Below are 20,738 nucleotides of genomic sequence, written 5' to 3'. Positions count from 1 at the left end.
GTCAGTCCTCCACCGACGCCATCAGATAGGCCAGGGCGTTTGCATGCGCTTCGGGCGCGCCGGCGCAGTTGATCTTGTCGTCGCCGCCTTCCGCTTCGCTGTAACGGCTGATGCTGTTCGCCAGCACCATGGGCGTCGTGCGGCCGCACGCGCAGGGTTCGTAGGAAACGGTCACCTTGTCGCCGGTCAGGAAGCCGCCCCAATAGGTCGTCGCCCCCAGGTCGAATACGCCGAACCGCCCGGTCTGCTGCCCCTCGCGCGGAAAGGGATCGCCCGTCAGCGGATCGAGCACGAAGGGCACCTGGAACGGATAGATATGGTAATGACCATGTTCGCACGAGCGCGCCGAGGCGATGCATTCGGTCATGCCATAGCCGTCGCGGATATGGTCGACGCCGAGGAATGTGGTGATGACCCTTGCCCAGTCCTGCGGCGGGGTGCGCCCCTTCCAGCCGCCGCCGAACATGATGTTGCTGTTGGGAGCGAAGATGTTGGACAGGCCCCGGTCCAGCCCCGCCTGCGCCAGGTCATAGAGCTGGCCGACCCATGCCAGCATGGCCACGGGGCGGCCGGCGAGCGATTTGGCGACGGCATCGATGAAATCCCGCATGCGGGTGGGCGCGTCGGTCATGCTGCGCACATATTCGTCGCGCCGGGCGATCAGCGCCGGCGACAGCCGCACTTCGCCCAGTTCGCCCTTTTGCGCCGCCAGTTGCAGACGCCCCCCCAGCGACAGCGCGTCGGCGCTCATCCGCCCGTCGTCCAGGGCCAGCAGCATAGCCTCATTGCCGCCGAACACCGTTTCGACCATCCGGTTGAACATCCGCTGCTGGGCGAAGGCGCCGGTGCGGTAGGCGGGGAAAATGACGGGCACTTCATCCATCGGCGGCATATCGGCGCCGGACCCTTCGTGCAGCAGGCGCCAGCCCTGGACCATCAGATCGGTTTCCACCGTGCCGCGCGGCAGGAAGGACAGCTTGCCCGATGTGCCGCCCGAATGGAGCACGCGAACCGACGTTTGCGCGTCCAGCAGCATGATCCAGTCGTCGATCGTGTCGATGCCATCGAAATCGAGGCCGGACAGGTCCGCCGTCGTGAAGCCGCCCAGCCATTTCGTCAGCCGATCGAACTGCGATTTTTCGACGAAGCTGACCGGGTAGGATTTGTAGATGGAATGCTGGAACAGTAATTTCGCCGCGTCATTGATATCGTCTATTTCATTGACGCCCTGTTCCTTCGCCAGCTTATCGAGCATGACCAGCCTGGATTTCAGACTGTCAAAGCGCTCCCTCAGGCCATTAAGCGCTATATGCTGCAAATCTTCGACAGGAATTGAATGCAAATCGTCGATCGAATAGTAGAAAAGTTCATTCCAGTTGTCGCCTTCATCGACATGAAGACCCCACGATCTTGCCTTTTCAGCATTCGACAGCATCCTATTCTCCATTGTCTATTTCCGTCAGGATCGATCATGCGGTTCCGGGGGTCAACTGGGCAAAAATTCCAGTCCTAAATCGGCGGGGTGCGCTCCCCTGGCACCGGGGCGGACGCGGCCCCCGCCCTTGCGCCGGGTCAGGTAAACCGACATAATCGCGCAGGGACAGCGCAGCGCCGAATAATGCTGGCGGCCCGGAGGGATGTCGAGGAACGGGCAGTGACCTATACGATCGGCTTCGTCGTGCATGCTGGCTTCCAGCTCCAGCATGTCGCCGGCCCGCTTTCCATTTTCGAAGCCGTGCCGGGCTATGGCGCGCCGGTCTATCGCGCCATGCTGCTGTCGGAACAGGGGCAGCTGGTCCACTCGTCCGCCGGCGTCTGCGTCGATACCATGGCCTTTGACGAGGTCGAACAGCTCGACATTCTGTTCATCTGCGGCGGTTACGCCTGCTTCGAAGCCGAGCGGTCGCCCGCGATCGCTGCGTTCATACGCCATCAGAGCGCCCGCTGTCGCCATGTCGCTGCCGTTTCGAGCGGGACGGTGATCCTGGCCGCGTCGGGCGTTCTGACCGGGCATCGGGTGACGAGCCACTGGTCGCTGAACGGCGAACTGGCCGACATCTACCCATCCATCCAGGTCGAAGGCGACGAATTCATCGTCCGCGACGGCAAATTCTGGACATCCACATCGGTCATGGGCGGCGCGGATATCGCCCAGAGGATCATCGACGAAGATCTGGGGCACGACGCCGCCAAGCGAGCGACGCGCGAATTGCTGGGCCATCACCGGCCCGTCGGCGACGGCCAGGTCATCGACGGCGACGAGCGGTTCAAAAGCCTGGTCACATGGGCGCGGCGCAACCTGAACGAGACGCTATCGGTCGAACAAATGGCCGAACATATGGGCATGCACCCGCGCAATTTCGTCCCCGCCTTCACCACCGCGCTGGGGCAGACGCCGGCCAAGGCGGTCGAGCGCATCCGGCTGGAGGCGGCGCTGGCGCTGGTCGGCCGGTCGGACCTGCCGCCATCGGCCATCGCCCGCCAGGTCGGTTTTGGCAGCGCCGACCGGATGCGCCGCGCCTTTGTCCGGGTATTCGGTGTCCCGCCGCAAAGCATGCGGGTGATCACCCAGGCCCGCGCGGCGCAATTGAGGAACGGGCGACCGCCGCCGATGCCAAGCCCGGCGCATACGGACAGCTAGAATATCGAGATTTCAGTCATGGCCGTTCGCCCTGAGCGGACATCAGGCGATCCCGATCGTTCGCGCGATGCGCGCAGGCCGTCGCGCTCCATAACGGAGGGGGCGCCCGACGGATCGCCGGACGCCCCCCCTCGCGGATCTCGACGATCCCTGGTTCAGACGTTCATCACCTTGGCGACCGCCGAGCGGAAGGCGGCCATGTCGCTGGCCGACCCCACGGTTACGCGGCCCACGGTCGGCCAGATCGGCCAGCTGCGGCCGATCTGCACCTTTTCGGGGGTCGCAAGCAGCGCGGCCTGCATTTCCTTCGCGGGCCTTTTCCAGTCGACCATGAACATATTGGCCTGGCTGCCGGGGTGCACCTCGATACCCTTCTTGGTGAGCCAGGCGATCGTTTCTTCGCGATTGGCGATCATTTCCGCGCGGCGCGCCTTGATGAGCGCGGCTTCGGTATAGACGGCGTTGCCGCAATGCATCGCCGTGATCGCCAGGCCGCCAGCCGCCGGGCCGAACAGCATGATCCGTTCCTGCACCGACGGATCGGCGAAGGTGAGGCCGAGGCGGACCCCGGCCATGCCGAACAGCTTGGAGAAGGTCCGCATGACGATGATGTCCTTGCGGGCGCCGATCAGCGTCGCGGCGCTCGTCGCGTCGGAGAAGTGGAGATAGGCTTCGTCCACCAGCAGCATCGAATCGGCGGGCTTGTTGTCGAGCAGCCATTTGATGTCGGCGAGCGGCGTGACGGTGCCGGTCGGGTTGTTGGGCGAACAGATATAATAGAGGCCGGCATTGGGATCGGCGGCGAGCATCGCCTTTACGTCATGGCCCTTGCCGACGGCCTGGGGCGCCTTGGCGATCGGCGCCTTCATATAGGCTGCGGTGCGCCAGGCGGATTCGAAGGTCGGATCGGCGGTGACCAGCCCCTTGGTCGGCGAGCAATAGGCCGCGACGATGCTGACCAGCGGGCCGCCCGATCCGGGCCAGGGCATGATATGGGTTTCGGGCAGGCCCTCGACCGCGGCGACGGTCTTGATCAGATCCCCCCGATAATTGTCCGGGTCGTACCAGTTGCCGAACTGGGCGGCTTCGGCCATCGCCGCGACGCCGGACGGAAACGGCCCGGTCCAGCATTCGTTGGCGCCGATGCGCACCGCGCCCTTGATGCCGCGACCGGCCTGCTGCTGCGCCAGGGCCGGCGCGACCAGCATCGACTGGGCGGCGGCGCCCGCGCCCAGAATAGCGGCGATGCGACCCAACTGCCGACGCGAATAGCCGCGATCGATCAAATCTTCCTTCGCCTGCTTGTCCAACATCATGGTCATGTCGTCTATCCCCTCAGTCTGGAATGGCCCGTGTTACAATGTGACTAACGAAAGAGCGGCGCATTTCCGCAATGCCCGTTTGCCCGATTGGGAAATTTTGGCAAATAATGATCTGCCGGTCACCGTTTCGGCGCAAAATGCGGCGCGCCGCCGCGTCGTCCGGCGACCGGATACGAAACGCCTTGGAAAGGACAGTCGCTATCTGATAGCGCAATATCATGCCCCAGTCGCCCGCCGCCGCCGCCCGCCAGATTCTCGTCCTGTTGCAGGAAGTCATGGCCGCGCGCACGGGCGCGCAGGCCAAGCTCAACAAGGTGGTGGAGATCATCGGCCAGTCGCTGTCGAGCGAGGTCTGCTCCATCTACCTGGTCCGCGAAGGCGTGCTGGAGCTGTTTGCGACCCGCGGCCTCAAGCAGGAAGCGGTCCATGTCACGCGCATGGCGATGGGCGAAGGCCTGGTCGGGCTGATCGCCACCAATGTCGAAACGCTGAACCTGGACGAGGCGGCGTCGCATCCCGACTACAGCTATCGCCCCGAAACCGGCGAGGAGTTGTTCCACAGCTTTGCCGGCGTGCCCATCGTGCGCCGTGAACGGGCGATCGGCGTGCTGTGCATTCAGCATGTCGAACCGCGCCGTTACGAAGAGGTGGAAATCGAGGCGTTGCAGACGGTGGCGATGGTGCTGTCCGAGCTGATCGCCAATGCCGAATTGGCCGACGACCATCCCGGAGACCTGCGCGTGCAGGAAACCGGATCGAACATCATGACCGGCCTGCAACTGGTGATGGGCATGGCGCGCGGCCATGTCGTCTTTCACCAGCCGCGCATCCATATCGAACATACCGTCGCCGAGGATACCGAGGCGGAGCGGCAGCGAGTCATTTCCGCCTTCACCAAAATGCGCGAGCAGATCGACCGGATGACCGGCGCGGCCGAATTCGGCGTCGACGGCGAACATCAGGAGGTGCTCGAAACCTACAAGATGTTCGCCTATGACGAAGGCTGGACCCGGCGGATCAACGAAGCGATCGACAGCGGCCTGACCGCCGAAGCCGCGATCGAACGGGTGCAGCAGCGCACGCGGATGCGGATGCGCCAGATCGACGATCCGTTGCTGAGCGACCGGATGCACGACCTGGAGGACCTGGCCAACCGACTGCTGCGGATCGTGTCCGGGCAACTGGGCACCGCGGCGCAGATGGGGCTGCGGCAGGACGCCATCCTGATCGCGCGCAACCTGGGGCCGGCCGAACTGCTCGAATATGACCGGCGGCGATTGAAGGGCGTGATCCTGGAGGAAGGATCGCTGACCGCGCATGTGACGATCGTGGCGCGCGCGATGGGCGTACCGGTGCTCGGCCGCGTGCGCGACATCCGGCACAAGGTCAATGAAGGCGACCTCATCCTGATGGACGTCATCGGCAACCGCCTGATCATCCGCCCGACCCCCGACATGGACGAGGCGTTCGAAAACAAGCTGAACGTCACCCAGAAACGGCGCGCCGAATTCGTGGCGATGCGCGACCTGCCGTCGGTGACCAAGGACGGGCAGCGCGTGGAGTTGATGGTCAATGCCGGCCTGCGCGAAGATGCGCAGGCGCTCGATCTGGTCGGCGCGGACGGCATCGGCCTGTTCCGCACCGAATTCCAGTTCCTGGTGTCGGCCACCCTGCCCCAGCGCGAAAAGCAGCAGCGGCTGTACAAGGATGTGCTCGACGCCGCCGGCGACCGCCCCGTCATCTTTCGCACCGTCGACATCGGCGGCGACAAGGCGCTGCCCTATATGCGGCAGGAGGATGAGGAACTGGAGGACAATCCGGCGATGGGCTGGCGCGCGCTGCGCCTTGCGCTCGACCGCGACGGCTTGATGAAGGCGCAGGCCCGCGCGCTGCTGGAAGCGGCGGCGGGCAAGGTGCTGCACGTCATGTTCCCGATGGTGTCGGAACCGTGGGAATATGAGGAGGCGCGCGCACTGGTCGAACGACAGCGCGCATGGCTGGCCGGGCAGAAGCGAAAGTTGCCGACCGCCGTGCGCTATGGCGCGATGCTCGAAGTGCCGGCGCTGGCCGAAGTGCTCGACATATTGTTGCCGCGCGTCGATTTCCTGTCGATCGGCACCAACGACCTGACCCAGTTCCTGTTCGCCGCCGACCGCGCCCACCCCAAGCTGGCCGAGCGCTACGACTGGCTCAGCATTGCGATATTGCGCTTTCTCGACCGCGTCGTGCGCGCGTGCGAGGCGCATGACGTTCCGGTCGGGGTGTGCGGGGAAATGGGCGGCCGGACGCTGGAGGCGATGGCGCTGGTGAGCCTGGGCATACGCCGCCTGTCGATAACGCCGGCATCGGTAGGTCCGGTAAAGGCGATGATCCGATCAATCGACGCAGGCGAGTTGCAAGGCGATATGCGCGAGATGCTGGCGAGCGGCGTCACCGACATCCGGTCCCGGCTGACGGAATGGGCAAGGGCGCGGCAAGTGGAGCTGAACTGACCGTCGGCGGCGTTGACAACGCCGCTGTCCCAGTGAGACAAGATAGCATAATCGTCGCGGAGCAGCATGGCAGATCAAAAGCATATCGACGGCGCCGTCGAAGGCGTCTCTCAGGGTTCGCTGGATATGGATGGCCCAGGTGCGACGCTGCGCCGCGCGCGGGAAGCGCTGGGCCTGAGCCTGCAGGACATCGCCATCCGCACCCGCGTCGCGCAGCGCCAGCTCGAAGCTATCGAGCGGGACGATTATGAGGCGCTGCCCGGCATCCCCTATGCGATCGGCTTTGCCCGCGCCTATGCGCGTGCCGTCGCCATCGACGAGGTCGATATCGCCGCGCGGGTGCGGCGCGCGGTCCACGCTTCGGACCTGGGCGCCAACCGCTATGAAATGTTCGAACCGGTCGATCCGGCCAGGGTGCCGTCACGCATGTTGGCGTGGACCGCGCTTGGCATCGCCCTGATCGTCGCCATCGGCTTTGGTGTCTGGCGCATGCAGTTGCAGACGCCCGACAGCGAAGCGGTCGCGCCGGACACGGTGGCGCAGGGCAAGCCGTCTGCCCCGCGTCCGTCCGCCGTTCCGACTGACGCCGCCGTGGTCCTGACCGCGCTGGAAGATGTGTGGCTGCGCATCTATGACGATGCCGGCACCCGCATGAAGGAGGGGCTGATGAAGAAGGGCGAGACCTTCACCCTGCCTGCCCAGGCGCGCGATGCGATGATCCTGACCGGCCGGCCACAGGCGCTGGCGGTGACGGTGGGGGGCAAGGCGGTGCCGCCGCTTGGCCCGCCGGACCGCACCATCGCCGATGTGCCGATCAGCGCGTCCGCGCTGCTGGCGCGGGCGACGACGCCCACGCCGGCGGACGCCGACCGCGCGGCGCCCGCCCCCTCTCCTGCCGGGCCAGCAGCCGGGTGGGCCAGCCGGCCGGTCGGGTCGAACGCGCCGGCCGCCGCAGCGCCGACGGCACCGGCGCCACCGACCGCATCGGAGCCGGCCGCACCGGCCGAACCGGACATAGCGCCCGCGCCCGCGCCCTGAAGCGCAACAGCCGCTTTACGGCGGCGAATTAGCGCTTATGGTTAAACCCAAGCCATCAGTCGGGGAACCTGTCCATGCGCCATTCTTCCTATGCCCTCTCGGCGTGCCTGCTGGGCGCGCCCGCGTTGCTGGCCATCGGCACGCCCGCCATCGCGCAGAAGGCGCCGGTTGAGACTCGTGTCGACCGGCTGGAAAAGGAAATGCGCGCGGTGCAGCGCAAGGTCTTTCCCGCCGGCGCGCCGATGGAAGCGGAAATCACGCGCCCCGCCGCGCCGACCATCGCGCCCGGCAGCCCGGCGAACACCCCCGTCGTCGACCTGATGGCGCGGGTGTCGGCGCTGGAATCGCAGCTTGCGACACTGACCGGCGCTACCGAGGTCAACAGCTACAAGATCAAGCAGCTCGAAGAGGCGTTCAACCGGTACAAGAGCGAGACCGAGGGCCGGTTGCTCGCGCCCGACACGCCTGCCGCACGGCCAGCCGCCGCCGAACCGGCGGCCGCGCCTGCGCGACCCGTCGCCGCGCCCACGACCCCAGCGCCCGCACCCACGGCGACCGCCAGCCAGGCGCGCACGACGGCGGTGGCAGCGATCGAGCGGCCCGACACCGGCGACGCGGCGCTCGACGCCTATACCTATGGCTATCGGCTCTGGGATGCGAAATTCTATCCCGAAGCGCAGGCGCAACTGAAGGCGACGGTGGACAAGCATGGCGACAGTTCGGTCGCAAGCCGCGCGAGCAACCTGCTCGGCCGGGCCTATCTGGACGATGGCAAGCCGGCGCTGGCGTCGGTCGCCTTCTACGAAAATTACCAGAAGCGCCCGCGCGGCGATCGCGCCGCCGACAGCCTGGCCTATCTGGGCGAAGCGCTGATCCAGCTGAAGAAGCCCGCCGATGCCTGCAAGGTCTATGCGGAACTGGAGCAGGTCTATGGCGCGACGATGTCGTCCGCCGTGCGCGGCCTCATGGACAAGGGACGTACGCGCGCCAAGTGCAGCTGATGATGCGCGGTCGCCCGACATGACCGACAGCGTGGAGGCCCGCTTTCGCGAGGCGATGGCGCTGCTGCCCGACGAGCGCGCGACGCGGCTGGGCGTGGCGGTTTCGGGCGGGCCAGACAGCATGGCGCTGCTGGCGCTGGCGGCGCGATGCTATCCCGGTCGGGTCGCGGCCGCCACGGTCGATCATGGCCTGCGCGCGGAGGCGGCGGACGAAGCCGCGATGGTGGCGCAATGGTGCGCCGCGCACGGCGTGCCGCATGCCACGCTGCGCCCCTCCGCGCCGGTCAAGGGCAATGTCCAGGCGTGGGCGCGAACGGTGCGCTATGCCTTGCTGGAAGGATGGCGCGCCGAGCACGGCATCGCCTATATCCTGACCGCCCATCATGCCGACGATCAGCTGGAAACGATGATCATGCGCCTCAACCGGGGATCGGGGATCGCGGGGCTGGCGGGCGTGCGCCGGCGGTCCGGCCCGGTCTTTCGCCCGCTGCTGGGGATGAGGAAGGCGCAATTGCTGGCCTATGCCAAAGATGCCGGCCTGCCCCATGTCGATGACCCCAGCAATGCCGACCTTCGGTTCGACCGGGCGGCGCTCCGCGCCCGGCTGGCGGCAGCAGACTGGCTCGATCCGCAGGCGGCCAGCCGCAGCGCCTGTGCGCTGGCGGAAGCGGAAGAGGCGCTCATATGGATGGTGCGGACCGTTGCCGAGCGGCATGTCACGCAGCAGGGAAGCGCCGTTCGGCTCGACCGCACCGATTTTCCGCGCGAAATCCTTCGCCGGCTGTTGATCATGATGATCGGCATCGCCGATCCTCTCGCACCGCCGCCGCGCGGCGACGCGCTCGACCGGCTGGTCGCCTGCGCGATGGCCGGCGGCAAGGCGAGCATCGGCAATCATCTGATCATCGGCGGCGAGCATTGGACTTTGGTGCCCGCTCCCCCGCGCACGACCTCATAGAAGGTTCCGCAGCATATCGCTTGCACGCAACGCTCCATCGAAATGTTGCACCGCGATGACCATTTTCAAGCATTGTCGCCATCGAGGGATCAGGTCATTCAAGCGGATTTAGGCCATGTTCGAGTTTGCAGCATTAACTTATGGCCTGTTGGCCAGCATCGTTCTTACGGCAGCGCAGCGTAACCGCAAGCTGGCCCGGCCGCACCCGCCAATGCTGCTCTATGTCGGCTATATGCTATGCGGCCTGTCGATCGGATCGGCCATGGTGTTGAGCTATATCGCCATCGTCGCCGCAGCCGGGTGACACCCGGACCGGTCGACCAGGCCCGGCGCGGCGCGGCAGCGCGGTTTCGCCGTCCGGGCGGGCGTCTGCCAGCTTGCGCTTTGGCTGAGCGCCCCTATCTTGTTGGGCGAAAGAGAGTGCCATGAACGACGATAAGGACCCCCAGGCCAACCCCTGGATCAAGAGCGCGATGATATGGGCGGGGGTGATCATCGCCCTGTTGCTGTTCGTGTCGATCTTCGACAGCCGTTCGGCGTCGAACGGCGGCACCGGCATCGCCTATTCCGAATTCCGCGCCAAGGTGCAGGAAGGCCAGGTCAAGGAAGTCGAGGTCGCGCCCGACCGGATCACCGGCACCCTCTCCAACGGTCAGAAATTCAGCACCGTTCCGGTGAACGATCCCACGCTGGCGACGCTGCTGGACGATTATAACGTCAAATATTCGGGCCAGGCCGAGGAAGGGCCGAGCTTCTGGCAGATCATGCTCTACCAGTCGCTGCCTTTCCTGCTGATCCTGGGCATCGCCTTCTTCGTGCTGCGCCAGATGCAGAAGGGCGGCAGTTCGGGCGCGATGGGCTTTGGCAAGTCCAAGGCGAAGCTGCTCACCGAAAAAAGCGGTCGCGTGACGTTCGACGATGTCGCGGGCATCGACGAGGCGCGCGAGGAATTGCAGGAAATCGTCGAATTCCTGAAGGACCCGACCAAATTCGCCCGGTTGGGCGGCAAGATTCCCAAGGGCGCTTTGCTGGTCGGTTCGCCCGGCACCGGCAAGACGCTGCTGGCCCGCGCGATCGCCGGCGAGGCGGGCGTGCCCTTCTTCACCATTTCGGGTTCGGACTTCGTCGAGATGTTCGTCGGCGTCGGCGCGAGCCGCGTACGCGACATGTTCGAGCAGGCGAAGAAAAATGCGCCCTGCATCGTCTTCATCGACGAAATCGACGCGGTCGGCCGTCATCGCGGCGCGGGCCTGGGCAACGGCAATGACGAGCGCGAGCAGACGCTGAACCAGTTGCTGGTCGAGATGGACGGGTTCGAAGCCAATGAGGGCATCATCATCGTCGCGGCGACCAACCGCCCGGACGTGCTGGACCCCGCGCTGCTGCGGCCGGGCCGTTTCGACCGTCAGGTCGTGGTACCCCGCCCCGACATCGAGGGCCGCGAGAAGATATTGGCCGTCCATATGAAGAAGGTGCCGCTGGCGCCCGATGTCGAACCGCGCGTCATCGCGCGCGGCACGCCGGGCTTTTCGGGCGCGGACCTTGCCAACCTGGTCAACGAAGCCGCGCTGATGGCGGCGCGGCGCGGCAAGCGCCTGGTCGCGATGGACGAGTTCGAAGCGGCCAAGGACAAGGTGATGATGGGCGCCGAACGCCGGTCTATGGTCATGACCGAGGACGAGAAAAAGATGACCGCCTATCATGAGGCCGGCCACGCGATCATCGCCGTTCATGAACCGGCGTCCGACCCGATCCACAAGGCGACGATCATTCCGCGCGGCCGTGCGCTGGGCATGGTCATGCGCCTGCCGGAGCGCGACAGCTATTCCTATCATCGCGACAAGATGCATGCCAATATGGCCGTCGCCATGGGCGGGCGCGTGGCCGAGGAAATCATCTTCGGCTATGACAAGGTGTCGAGCGGCGCGTCGGGCGACATCCAGTACGCGACCAAGCTGGCGCGCGACATGGTGACGCAGTGGGGCATGTCCGACAAGCTGGGGCCGTTGCAATATGAAGAGCAGCAGGGCGAGACGTTCCTGGGCTATTCACAGAGCCAGCGCGTCCATATGTCGGACGAGACCGCCAAGCTGATCGACAAGGAAATTCGCGGGTTGGTGGAGCAGGGCTATGCCCGCGCCAAGGAAGTGCTGACCGGGCATGAAGCGCAGTTGCATCTGCTGGCCAATGCACTGCTGGAATATGAGACGCTGTCGGGCGACGAAATCAAGGCGTTGCTGGAGCGGGGCGAAATCACGCGCGACGACGGAACCACGATCAAGCCGTCGACTGTGCCCGCCGCCGGGTCCTCCATACCCCGCACGCGCAAGCGCAAGGGGCCATTTGGCGATCCGACGCCGCTCGGCGCCTGACACCCCCCATATCAGAAAGGGGCGGCTCCCTGTAGTGGAGCCGCCCCTTTTTGTGCCCCAGGGTCAGCGACAGGCCGGTAGCACTTGCACAGGCGCGGCCGCGGCTTCGCCGGTGTCGGGTCAGATCTCCGGCATGTTCTTGATGTTGGATTTGGCACCGACCAGCGCCCGTCCAAGCAGTTCGAGAGACAGGCCGGCATTGAGCGCATTGTGGCGCGAGCCGATGCTGAGGTCCCGCCACAGCCGCTGGACGGCGCTCGTCAGCGTGAACGCCCCAGGTCCGGCGATATCGAGCAGGATGTCCGCCGCCTCGCGGATCAGGCGCATGGCGTAACCGCAATCGGTTTGCGTGCGCACCTTTTCCATCTTCGTGACTTCGCGTTCCTGCGCAATCCGGTCGACGACGTCACACGCGCGATACACATGCAGCCACGCCGAATCGATCTTGATCGCCGCCTCGCCCAGCTTTGCCAGCAACTGTTCGGAATCGGACTGGCGCGCATATTCCCAGGCAAGGATCGGGCGGTCGTTCATCTTCTGTCGCACCCCTTCCAGCATCCCGGCGGCCGCGCCCATCATGGCGGGCAGCACGGTCAGCCCGAATTGCGGCTCGACCGGCCACAGGTCGCGCGGCTCGATGCGGCCTTTATCGATATACGCCGCGCTATTGGCCAAGTCGTTGTCCTGGATGAACAGCGCCGCGGGCACATAATGGCCGTCGGCCTTGACGCGGTTGCTCCCCGACGCGGACAGGCCCGCCACCTTCCAGTCCATGATGATGCCCGCCTGGTCGCTCGAAAGGTCGATGAAGGCATTGCCCGAATCGATCTGCGCGCCCTGTTCGTCGCGCACGATCACGCCGCACAACGCCCAGTCGGCATGGAGGCACCCCGACGCATAGGGCCATTGACCCGTTACCAGATAGCCGTCGCCCGATCTGGTGGCGACGCCGCCCTTCGAACCGACGAAGCAGCCAAGCTCATCGCCCTGCTTGAAAAGTAGCTGTGTCTGCGCTTCCGGCAGCGAGGCGATCATGCCGGTGGTGCCGGCCAGCAGGCCATAAGCCCAGGCCATGCCCGCGCTCGACTTGGCTATTTCCGCGACCGTTTCGACAAAGTCGCGCATCGTCGCGCCCTCGCCGCCGCTGCGCTGGGCGGCGGTGAGGCGGAAGAGACCGGCATCCTTGAGCGCATCGAACACCGGCGCGACGATGCGGCCCTGCGCATCGGCCTCATCCGCGTGAAGCGCGATCAGCGGCTGGAGCGCCCTGACCCGTTCGACCGGGCCAGGCACGGCAATGGTGTCACGGCTGATATCGGCGAGCTGCGCCATCTTGCAATCCTTCCAAATCCAGTTCGCGCGCCCGGACCATGGGCCATGGCGCCTTCATCGTTTTTGCAGCTAGAACCCGCATCTTTGCCGCAGCCATTGTATCGTCAGCCTGGCGAGCGCGATCCGCCTGGTCAGGAAGCCGTGATCGGTATCCAGAATGACTTCATCGAAAACCCGCACGCCCGCGTCGCGCATGGCCTGGGCAATCGGCCGGTGGGACGTTGCCAGCGGCGCGACGGTATCCCGCATGGCGCCTACCAGCAGGACATTCTTGTCAACCAGGTCCACCGCCCGAACCGTCGGCCGCATCCGGTCATAATCGGCGGGCGTCATCGACTGCAAAACGCCCTCCACGTCGATGCGGCCCGCCGACATGGCCCTTGCGCGGCGATTGATGGCCTGTACCTGCTCGGTCGCTTCGGGACTGGCCGGGGCCATGCTGTTCGATGCGACGGCGATGACCGACTGGATCAACGGATCCTCCGCACAGGCCGACAAACTCACATTGCCGCCCCCGCCGCTCAGCCCCATGACAGCGATCCGCGACGGATCGGTGCGCCATGCGCGACCCTGCGACGTCTGGATCTCGCTGGTGCTGGCGGAACGCACATAGTCCGCCGCCGCCAGCAGATCGTCGACCGCGCCGGTCAGCGTGTAGCGATGCTGGTTGTCCCACATCCCGCGCGGATGAAAGGTCATGACGTTGATGCCGGCGGTCATGAGCGGAATGATGACGCTTTCGAGCCGGTCGCCGCCATACCATTGGGGGCTGAGGATGAGCGTTCCCTTCGCCTCCTTCCCCTGCGCGATCCAGACGGTGGCGTGGACGACCGACCCCTGGCTGATGAAATGGGTGATGAATTGTTCGCAGGGGAAATCCGGGTCCAGCACGCACGGATCGCTGATGGTGGAATCGATCAGATCGTTGGTGTTGAATGTTGAAAGTTCAGGCATTTCTATATCCTTCCGTCCGTCACGGCACCTGTCGGATCCTGCTGTGTTCATCCTGCCTGCCGGTCCTTCAGAATCCGGTAGGCGCGTTCGTTGAGCCCCCAGCCGCAAAGCATGAACCCTATGAGCGCGATCGGCAGCGCGAGAGTGAGCAGCGACCAGCCGAGCATGTCGCCCGACTTGAACACCAGGTCGGTGATCAGCCCCACGAGCGTTGGACCAAGGCCGATGCTGCAGAGCGCCAGGATGAGATATTGCAGGGCCACGATCTGCCCGCGCATGTGCGCCGGCACCGCTTCCTGCAGCGCCAGCGGAGTAGCGCTCTGCACCATCGCGACGCTGAACAGCAACAGCCCGAAACCCAGCACCGCAAGCCAGGGATTGGGCATCAAACCGAAGGTGGCGGCCGGAATATAGGTGATGTAGCCAAAGAACATCGGGTGGGTTCGTGCGCTGAGCTTGCCCCGCTTGATCATGCGGTCGGACAGCCATCCGCCGCACACCGTGCCCAGAATCGAGCCGACGATTATCGCCGTGCCTATGCCCCACGCGGTGCTGGCCGGCGGAAGGCCGAAGCGGCGTTCGAGCAAGGTCGGCGCCCAGGCGCCCGACCCATAGCCGGCCAGGGCAGCCAGGGTTCCGGCAGCCGATATCCGGCCGAGCAGCGCGATATTCTTCCACGCATAGTCGAGAAAATCACGGATCGACGCGGTCTCGCCGGACACCATGCCCCGGCGCACGGGTTCCTGTATGGTCAGCATGAGCAGGCAGGCGAAAATGCCGGGGAGGCCCGCGAAAAGGAACAGCAGACGCCAGGGTTCGAGCGTTATCAGGCCCCCAAGGTCGAGGCCGATGGGGGGAATGCGCTGGAGCAGGGCGCCGCCAAGGAACAGGGACGCGCCGCCGCCAACCGACATCGCCATATAGTAGATGCCCGTCGCACGCCCGCGCTTGTGCGGTTCGAAAAAGTCGATGAGCAGCGAATAGGCGGCCGGCCCCAGCACGGCTTCGCCAATGCCCACACCGGTCCGCAATATGACCAACTGGGCATAGCTGTCAGCAAAGGCGGATAAGGACGTGAAAAGGCTCCAGGCGAGCAAGCCGTACAATATGATGTTCCGGCGGCTCTTGCGATCCACCAGCCGGCCGAACGGAATGCCGAAAATCGCATAGGTCAGGGCGAAACCATAGCCGTGGAGCAGCCCGAACTGGGTGTCGCTCATGCTGAATTCCTGCTTCAGCGGCGCGACGATGATCGTGGTGACGTGCCGGTCAAGCTGCGACAGGAGCGTGACGATGCACAGGACAGCCAGCGCATACCAGGCAGCGGTGACCTGCCGCGATTCCTGCGGCGGTGCGGATGATCGCTGACGCCCCTGCTCTTGGGCGAAGGCTTCGTTCGTGGCTGTATCCGCGTCGCTAACCATCATGGGCATCCTTGTAAGCGCTGCGCGTTGCCTGTCTGTCGCCGACCGGCCTCCATGCGAAATCCGGTCGACAGGCCTTCATACCGACCCATATGCCGTTATCCATGATAATGACGACAGGGACCGATGACCGATGCCAGGTACAGAATGAGACGTCTCCGTTCGGATCAAAGGGTTGATCGCAGCTAATTGAGTGGTGCGGGTCGCATCAAGTGAGTTTTACAAACTCTCACATTGCAATGGTTCATGATGGCCGTGAAAAACGGCGCGCGCCGCTCAGGCGTCCACCGCTTCCCGCACCCCAAAGGCCGCTTCCAGATCGAACGGAGGGCAGACGAGATTTTCGATGGCCTGGGTGATCAGGTCGGCCAGCCCGGCAATCGCGCCATGAGCCGACGGCAGCGTCCTGACCGCGATGAAATAGGTCGGCAGCGTCAGGCTATCGACCTCGACGGCCGAAAAGCGATGCCCCAGAAAGGCAGAAGACCGGCATGTCAGCGCAAGCCCCGCCTCGACAGCGACACGCAGCGCCGAAATATTCGATGTTTCGACAATGACCTGGTAGGGACGATTGGCCGCTTCCAGCGCGGCAATGGCGCAGTCGCGCGCGAGGCAGGGTTTGGCCATGAACGCGAGCGGCAGCCGTTCGCGTTCCACCAGCCGGGGATCGCCAAGCCAGATCATTTGCGCCGGTGAAACGGTGAAATCGTCCGCTTCGACCGAGTAATAAACCGCGATGTCGATCAGTTGGGCCGACAGCAGTTCCTTGATCTCGCGCGAATTGCCGACCCGTATCTGCAGTTCCGCTTCGGGATTGAGATGAACGAAGCGCGGCAGGACGCCCGACAGAATGTCGTCCCCGAAATCCTGGACGATGCCGATGCGCACCGGGCCGTGCAGCCCCGCGCGGTCGAGACTGTCCACCGCCTGGTCGTTCAGGTCCAGTATCTGCCGCGCCAACCCCAATAGCCGCTCCCCCGAGGCGGTGAGCACCAATGTTCCCTGCTCCCGCCGGAACAGCGGCACCTGAACGATTTCCGAGAGGCGCTTCATTTGCAGGCTGAGCGCGGATTGGGTGAGAAAAATCTTGTCGGTCGCGCGGACGATGGAACCGGTGTCGGCTATCGCCACGAAACTTCGCAGCAAATTGGTCGGCAGGTTCACTTGCATCTCTCATCCCCATCCCGGCCACGGTCGCGCGGCCATTATCCCGGTTGTCGGCACTGGAGCTTTCTGACCCTCTCCATGTGCCTTGTAAGCCTGCCCTGCCCGATGGTCGCATGAGGCAGGCGCGCTGTCGGACAATATTTCGCGCCATCCTATCCTATCGGACCGGAACGGAGCAAGCAGGCATCGGCGGGCGGTGGCAGGCGGTGGCGGCCGATGGGTGAAGACGCATCTTCCTTTGGGATCATGAAATGGTTTCAGCTTGCCCGGGCGGCGGCAACCCAGGATGGCGGCGCGGCGTTGGCTTCCCGTTCGAGCGCGCGGACGACATCGGGCCGGGCCATGTCATGCTGAACCTTGCCGGTCCAGCGACCGAAAGCCGAACAGTCGATCTCCAGCCGCTGCACCCAACGCCACACGACGATGCTGAATATGTCGACGGCGCTGAACCCGTCGCCGTTGAGATATGCCCCGCGCTGCCCGATCGTCTCGTTCAGTTCAGCCAGCGCCGCAGCCAGACGGACCTTGCCCGATTGCTTGAGCTTGTCCTTGACATCGGCGTCGTCGGTGAAGCGCTCGCCGCGAAAGCACTGGGCGACATGGACGTGGACGGTGGATGAAAACCAGCACAGCAATTCCATCGTGCGGCCAAGCAGCAGCACATCGTTCATCGGCAGGATGCCCGCACCGGGAAAGCGTGCGGCCAGATAGACCAATATGGCGTTGAGTTCGGTGATGACCGCGCCGTCCGTTTCCAACGCCGGGACCCGGCCATGCGGGTTGAGGGCGAGGAAGGCCGGATGGCGCTGGTCCCCTGCCCCCAGGTTCAGCGAAACCAGTTCATAGTCGGCCCCCGCCTGCTCCACCGCCCACAAAGCGACCAGAGCGCAGCTTCCCGATGCGCCGTAAAGTTTCATGGACATTCGCTAAACCCCAATATCAGGTTGATCCACCGACCCGCTATCGACCGCCCGCGGTCGGCGACGGCAAGGCACCGCAACGACGCTGATGAAAATTTGCCGGGCCGATCTCAAACGAATAATCGTCAGTGGCTCATGAGCGCCGCTCATATTCTCCACCAACCTGTCGAAACGGACAAGAGGCAACGGCCCGCGCCTTGGTGCTTGAGCGTTTCCCATATAGGGTCTTAAAGAAACTCAATTGCAGAGGCGATGGCCGCCGTCCACAAGCCCGACATTCAAGCCTGAGGCATTGCAAAAGGGTATCCAAGCTGGCGAACGAAGACAGTAGCACGACGATGCCACGCCATGCCGTTCCCCTATCGGTAACGGCGGCCGATCTCTATTGCGAACTGTACGAGCAGGAAACCAGTTCGCTGCGCACCTATTGGCCAGGCTTGGCCGTCACTGCCGCAGCCGTTCTGGCCGCAAGCTTCCTGTCGAGCCATTATGGCCCGCCGCTGGCGCTGATGGGGCTGCTGATCGGGCTTTCGCTCAGCTTCCTCAATCAGGACCCGCGCCTGCGCAAGGGGCTGGGCCTGGCGTCGCATACATTGCTGCGCGTCGGCATCATGCTGATCGGGCTGCGCATCACCCTGTCGCAAATTGCCGATCTTGGCCCGGCCGCGCTCTGCGCCGTGACCGTCATCACCGCCGCAACATTGCTGTCGGGCATCGCCATTGCGCGGATGCTGGGCTTTGGCGCGGGTTTCGGGACGCTGGCGGGTGGCGCGGTCGCCATCTGCGGCGCGTCAGCGGCGGCGGCGCTGTCTGTCGTGCTCAACAGCCGGCGCGATAATCCCGCCCATCTGTCGATCGTCCTTGTCGGCATCGCCGCCGTCAGCGCGATCGGCATGTCGCTTTACCCGATGCTGGCGCATATCCTTGACCTGAGCGACCAGGAAGCCGGATTTTTCCTGGGCGCGTCCATCCATGACGTGGCACAGGCGCTGGGCGCAGGATATTCCTATTCCGAACGGGCGGGCGAGACGGCGACGATCGTCAAGCTCAGCCGTGTCGCGCTGTTGATGCCCGTGCTGGCGATCGTCGCCTTTGCCGTTGCCCGGCGCGACGGCGAGCGCCGGATGATCGGCAAGGTGCCGTGGTTTCTGGCCGGCTTCCTGCTGCTGGTCATCGTCAATTCCGTCATTATGATCCCGCCCGCCCTGGGTTCGGCGCTGAGCGGCCTTGCGACGACGCTGATCGCCGCGGCCATCACGGCGGCCGGGATCAGTTCTCCCCTCGCATCGCTGCTGTCGAGCGGCATGAAGCCGCTGATGGTGATCGTGGGCGCGTCGGTCGTCGCGCTGCTCTTGTCATTGGCCGCAGCCATGATGCTGTTTTAAGGTCGCCCGATGATCGAACAAGACCCTCACGCCATTGCCCGTCCACCGCGCCTGTCGCGCCTGCGCGATTTCGTTGGAGCGCTCGCCGACGCGATCGAGCGGATCGACGGCGAACAGGCGCTGCTGGCGCAGGGGGCAGGCCTGTTGGCGCAACTCGTCGCGCATGACGACTGGCTGCCCACCGATTGCGCCGTGCCCAGCCCGAAAACCTATCAGCAATATCTGCTGCATTGTGACAGCCGCCAGCGCTTCTCGATCGCCAGCTTCGTGTGGGGGCCGGGGCAATCGACGCCGATCCATGATCACGGCACCTGGGGGCTGATCGGCATGTTGCGCGGATCGGAAGTCGCGCAAAATTATGCGCTGGACGATGCCGGCATTCCCCGGCCGGTCGGACCGGTCCTGAGGCTGAAGCCCGGCGAGGTCGAAACGCTATCGCCCGCGACGGGCGACATCCATCAGGTGCGAAACCATTATGATGACCGGCCTTCCATCAGCATCCATGTCTATGGCGCCAATATCGGCGCCGTAACCCGTACCGTCTACGGGCTGGATGGAAGCACAAAGCCCTTCATTTCGGGCTATTCCAGTGCAACGCTTCCCAATATCTGGGACCTGTCGAAAGAAGATTCGTGACCCAATCCATGACCCCCGCCGACGTTCGCTTCCACCTGTTGACCCGGCAGGAAATCGCGATCCTGGATGTGCGGGAAGAAGCCCCCTTCGCCCTTTCCCACCCGCTGTTCGCATCGCAGATGTCGGCGGGACAGATCGAGGTCGAGGCGATCGACCGGCTGCCGCGCAGGGACGTGCCGATCGTCCTGTATGACGATGGCGAGGGGCTGGTGAAGATCGCGGCGCGCAGGCTGGCGGCGCTGGGCTATAGCGACGTGCGGTCGCTGGAAGGCGGCCTGGCGGGCTGGGAGGCCGATGGCGGGGAGCTGTTCCAGGACGTCAATTCCTACAGCAAGGCCTTTGGCGAGGTGGTGGAAGGACGGCGGCACACCCCCCTGCTCCCCGCGCTCGACCTGGACGCGATGTTGCGGGCAAAGGCGGACGTGGCGATCATGGATGCCCGGCGACCCGACGAATATGCGGTCATGAGCATCCCCGGCGGCACCAGCGTTCCGGGCGCCGAACTCGTCCTGCGGGCGCGGGCGCTGGCCCCCGACCCCCAAACGACCATCGTCGTCAACTGCGCCGGGCGGACGCGCAGCATCATCGGCGCCCAGTCGCTGATCAATGCCGGGGTTCCCAACCCCGTCTTCGCGCTGCGCAACGGCACCATCGGGTGGACGCTGGAGGGCCTGGAGCTGGAGCATGGCGAAACCCGGCAGGCGCCCGACGTCGGGGCGGAAGCGGGCGAAGCCGCGCTGCAACGGGCGCGCGACGTGTCCTATCGTGCCGGGGTCCGGCTGTTGACCGGCGATCAGGTCGCCCGCCTCGCCACCGACACCGGGCGGACGCTGTATCGCTTCGATGTCCGGACGACGCAGGAATATGCGGCAGGCCATGTGCCGGGCTTTCGCAACGTGCCGGGCGGGCAGCTGGTGCAGGAAACCGACATGGTCGCGCCCGTGCGCGGCGCGCGCATCGTCCTGTGGGACGATCGCGGCGTGCGCGCGCATATGAGCGCATCCTGGCTCGCGCAGATGGGATGGGACGTTTACGTCGTCGAAGGCAGCGCCGAAGAAGCGGTGGAAACCGGTGCCTGGACGCCCACCCTGCCACC

The 20,738-nt window shown here is 65.0% G+C and carries 16 protein-coding genes and 1 pseudogene; 10 read left to right on the top strand and 7 right to left on the bottom strand.

Going from position 1 to position 20,738, the window contains the following annotated elements; translation table 11 throughout:
• Position 1: 1 nt before the first annotated feature.
• Positions 2-1,255, bottom strand: a complete 1,254-nt coding sequence (locus tag WG908_RS05915; protein WP_340185641.1) for a phenylacetate--CoA ligase family protein — start codon at positions 1,253-1,255, stop codon at positions 2-4.
• A 399-nt stretch (positions 1,256-1,654) separates the two neighbouring features.
• Between WG908_RS05915 and WG908_RS05910 the strand changes: the two genes are divergently transcribed.
• Positions 1,655-2,641, top strand: a complete 987-nt coding sequence (locus WG908_RS05910; RefSeq protein WP_340185640.1) for a GlxA family transcriptional regulator — start codon at positions 1,655-1,657, stop codon at positions 2,639-2,641.
• A 155-nt stretch (positions 2,642-2,796) separates the two neighbouring features.
• On the opposite strand, the gene WG908_RS05905 is transcribed toward WG908_RS05910, so the two are convergent.
• Positions 2,797-3,963 carry a pyridoxal phosphate-dependent aminotransferase gene (locus tag WG908_RS05905; RefSeq protein ID WP_340185639.1) on the bottom strand — a complete coding sequence of 389 codons (1,167 nt, stop codon included), beginning with the start codon at positions 3,961-3,963 and terminating at the stop codon, positions 2,797-2,799.
• 218 nt (positions 3,964-4,181) lie between these two features.
• Here WG908_RS05905 and ptsP point away from each other — a divergent pair, with 218 nt between their 5' ends.
• From ptsP to ftsH, 6 genes are all read left to right on the top strand, one after another.
• Positions 4,182-6,455, top strand: a complete 2,274-nt coding sequence (ptsP, locus tag WG908_RS05900; RefSeq protein WP_340185638.1) for a phosphoenolpyruvate--protein phosphotransferase — start codon at positions 4,182-4,184, stop codon at positions 6,453-6,455.
• A gap of 66 nt (positions 6,456-6,521) precedes the next feature.
• A complete protein-coding gene (locus tag WG908_RS05895) occupies positions 6,522-7,493 on the top strand; it encodes a helix-turn-helix domain-containing protein (RefSeq protein WP_445326669.1) in 972 nt (323 codons plus the stop codon).
• Positions 7,494-7,567: 74 nt separating this feature from the next.
• On the top strand, positions 7,568-8,494 hold the full coding sequence (locus WG908_RS05890; RefSeq protein WP_340185637.1) for a tetratricopeptide repeat protein: 927 nt from the start codon (positions 7,568-7,570) through the stop codon (positions 8,492-8,494).
• A 19-nt stretch (positions 8,495-8,513) separates the two neighbouring features.
• The gene (tilS, locus tag WG908_RS05885) at positions 8,514-9,452 is read left to right on the top strand and encodes a tRNA lysidine(34) synthetase TilS (protein ID WP_340185636.1); all 939 of its coding nucleotides are present in this window, start codon (positions 8,514-8,516) and stop codon (positions 9,450-9,452) included.
• 115 nt (positions 9,453-9,567) lie between these two features.
• Positions 9,568-9,756 carry a hypothetical protein gene (locus WG908_RS05880; RefSeq protein WP_340185635.1) on the top strand — a complete coding sequence of 63 codons (189 nt, stop codon included), beginning with the start codon at positions 9,568-9,570 and terminating at the stop codon, positions 9,754-9,756.
• 121 nt (positions 9,757-9,877) lie between these two features.
• Positions 9,878-11,824 (top strand): ATP-dependent zinc metalloprotease FtsH, encoded by a 1,947-nt coding sequence (gene ftsH / locus WG908_RS05875; protein WP_340185634.1) that lies wholly within the window; start codon positions 9,878-9,880, stop codon positions 11,822-11,824.
• 120 nt (positions 11,825-11,944) lie between these two features.
• On the opposite strand, the gene WG908_RS05870 is transcribed toward ftsH, so the two are convergent.
• From WG908_RS05870 to WG908_RS05850, 5 genes are all read right to left on the bottom strand, one after another.
• Positions 11,945-13,156, bottom strand: a complete 1,212-nt coding sequence (locus WG908_RS05870; RefSeq protein WP_340185633.1) for an acyl-CoA dehydrogenase family protein — start codon at positions 13,154-13,156, stop codon at positions 11,945-11,947.
• Positions 13,157-13,225: 69 nt separating this feature from the next.
• Positions 13,226-14,110: an alpha/beta hydrolase family protein gene (locus WG908_RS05865; RefSeq protein WP_340185632.1), complete on the bottom strand. Its 885-nt coding sequence runs from the start codon at positions 14,108-14,110 to the stop codon at positions 13,226-13,228.
• Between the two features lie 47 nt (positions 14,111-14,157).
• Entirely contained in the window at positions 14,158-15,537 is a 1,380-nt protein-coding gene (locus WG908_RS05860; protein WP_340185631.1) for an MFS transporter, read from the bottom strand.
• A 273-nt stretch (positions 15,538-15,810) separates the two neighbouring features.
• Positions 15,811-16,704, bottom strand: a complete 894-nt coding sequence (locus WG908_RS05855) for a LysR substrate-binding domain-containing protein (RefSeq protein WP_340185630.1) — start codon at positions 16,702-16,704, stop codon at positions 15,811-15,813.
• A gap of 254 nt (positions 16,705-16,958) precedes the next feature.
• Positions 16,959-17,624, bottom strand: coding sequence for a glutathione S-transferase family protein (locus WG908_RS05850; protein ID WP_340185629.1), 666 nt, complete (start codon positions 17,622-17,624; stop codon positions 16,959-16,961).
• Between the two features lie 335 nt (positions 17,625-17,959).
• Between WG908_RS05850 and WG908_RS05845 the strand changes: the two genes are divergently transcribed.
• The 3 genes and pseudogenes from WG908_RS05845 to WG908_RS05835 form a co-directional block, all read left to right on the top strand.
• On the top strand, positions 17,960-19,006 hold the full coding sequence (locus tag WG908_RS05845) for a YeiH family protein (protein ID WP_340185628.1): 1,047 nt from the start codon (positions 17,960-17,962) through the stop codon (positions 19,004-19,006).
• A 9-nt stretch (positions 19,007-19,015) separates the two neighbouring features.
• Positions 19,016-19,642: a cysteine dioxygenase family protein gene (locus WG908_RS05840; protein ID WP_340185627.1), complete on the top strand. Its 627-nt coding sequence runs from the start codon at positions 19,016-19,018 to the stop codon at positions 19,640-19,642.
• 8 nt (positions 19,643-19,650) lie between these two features.
• Positions 19,651-20,736, top strand: a pseudogene (locus WG908_RS05835) (rhodanese-like domain-containing protein); the annotation flags it as partial.
• Positions 20,737-20,738: the final 2 nt, after the last annotated feature.

The sequence above is a fragment of the Sphingobium anseongense genome, from assembly GCF_037725245.1.
In the GTDB taxonomy this organism is placed as follows: domain Bacteria; phylum Pseudomonadota; class Alphaproteobacteria; order Sphingomonadales; family Sphingomonadaceae; genus Sphingobium.
Note: the sequence above shows the minus strand (reverse complement) of the source record. Positions and strands in the feature narration are given on the sequence as shown.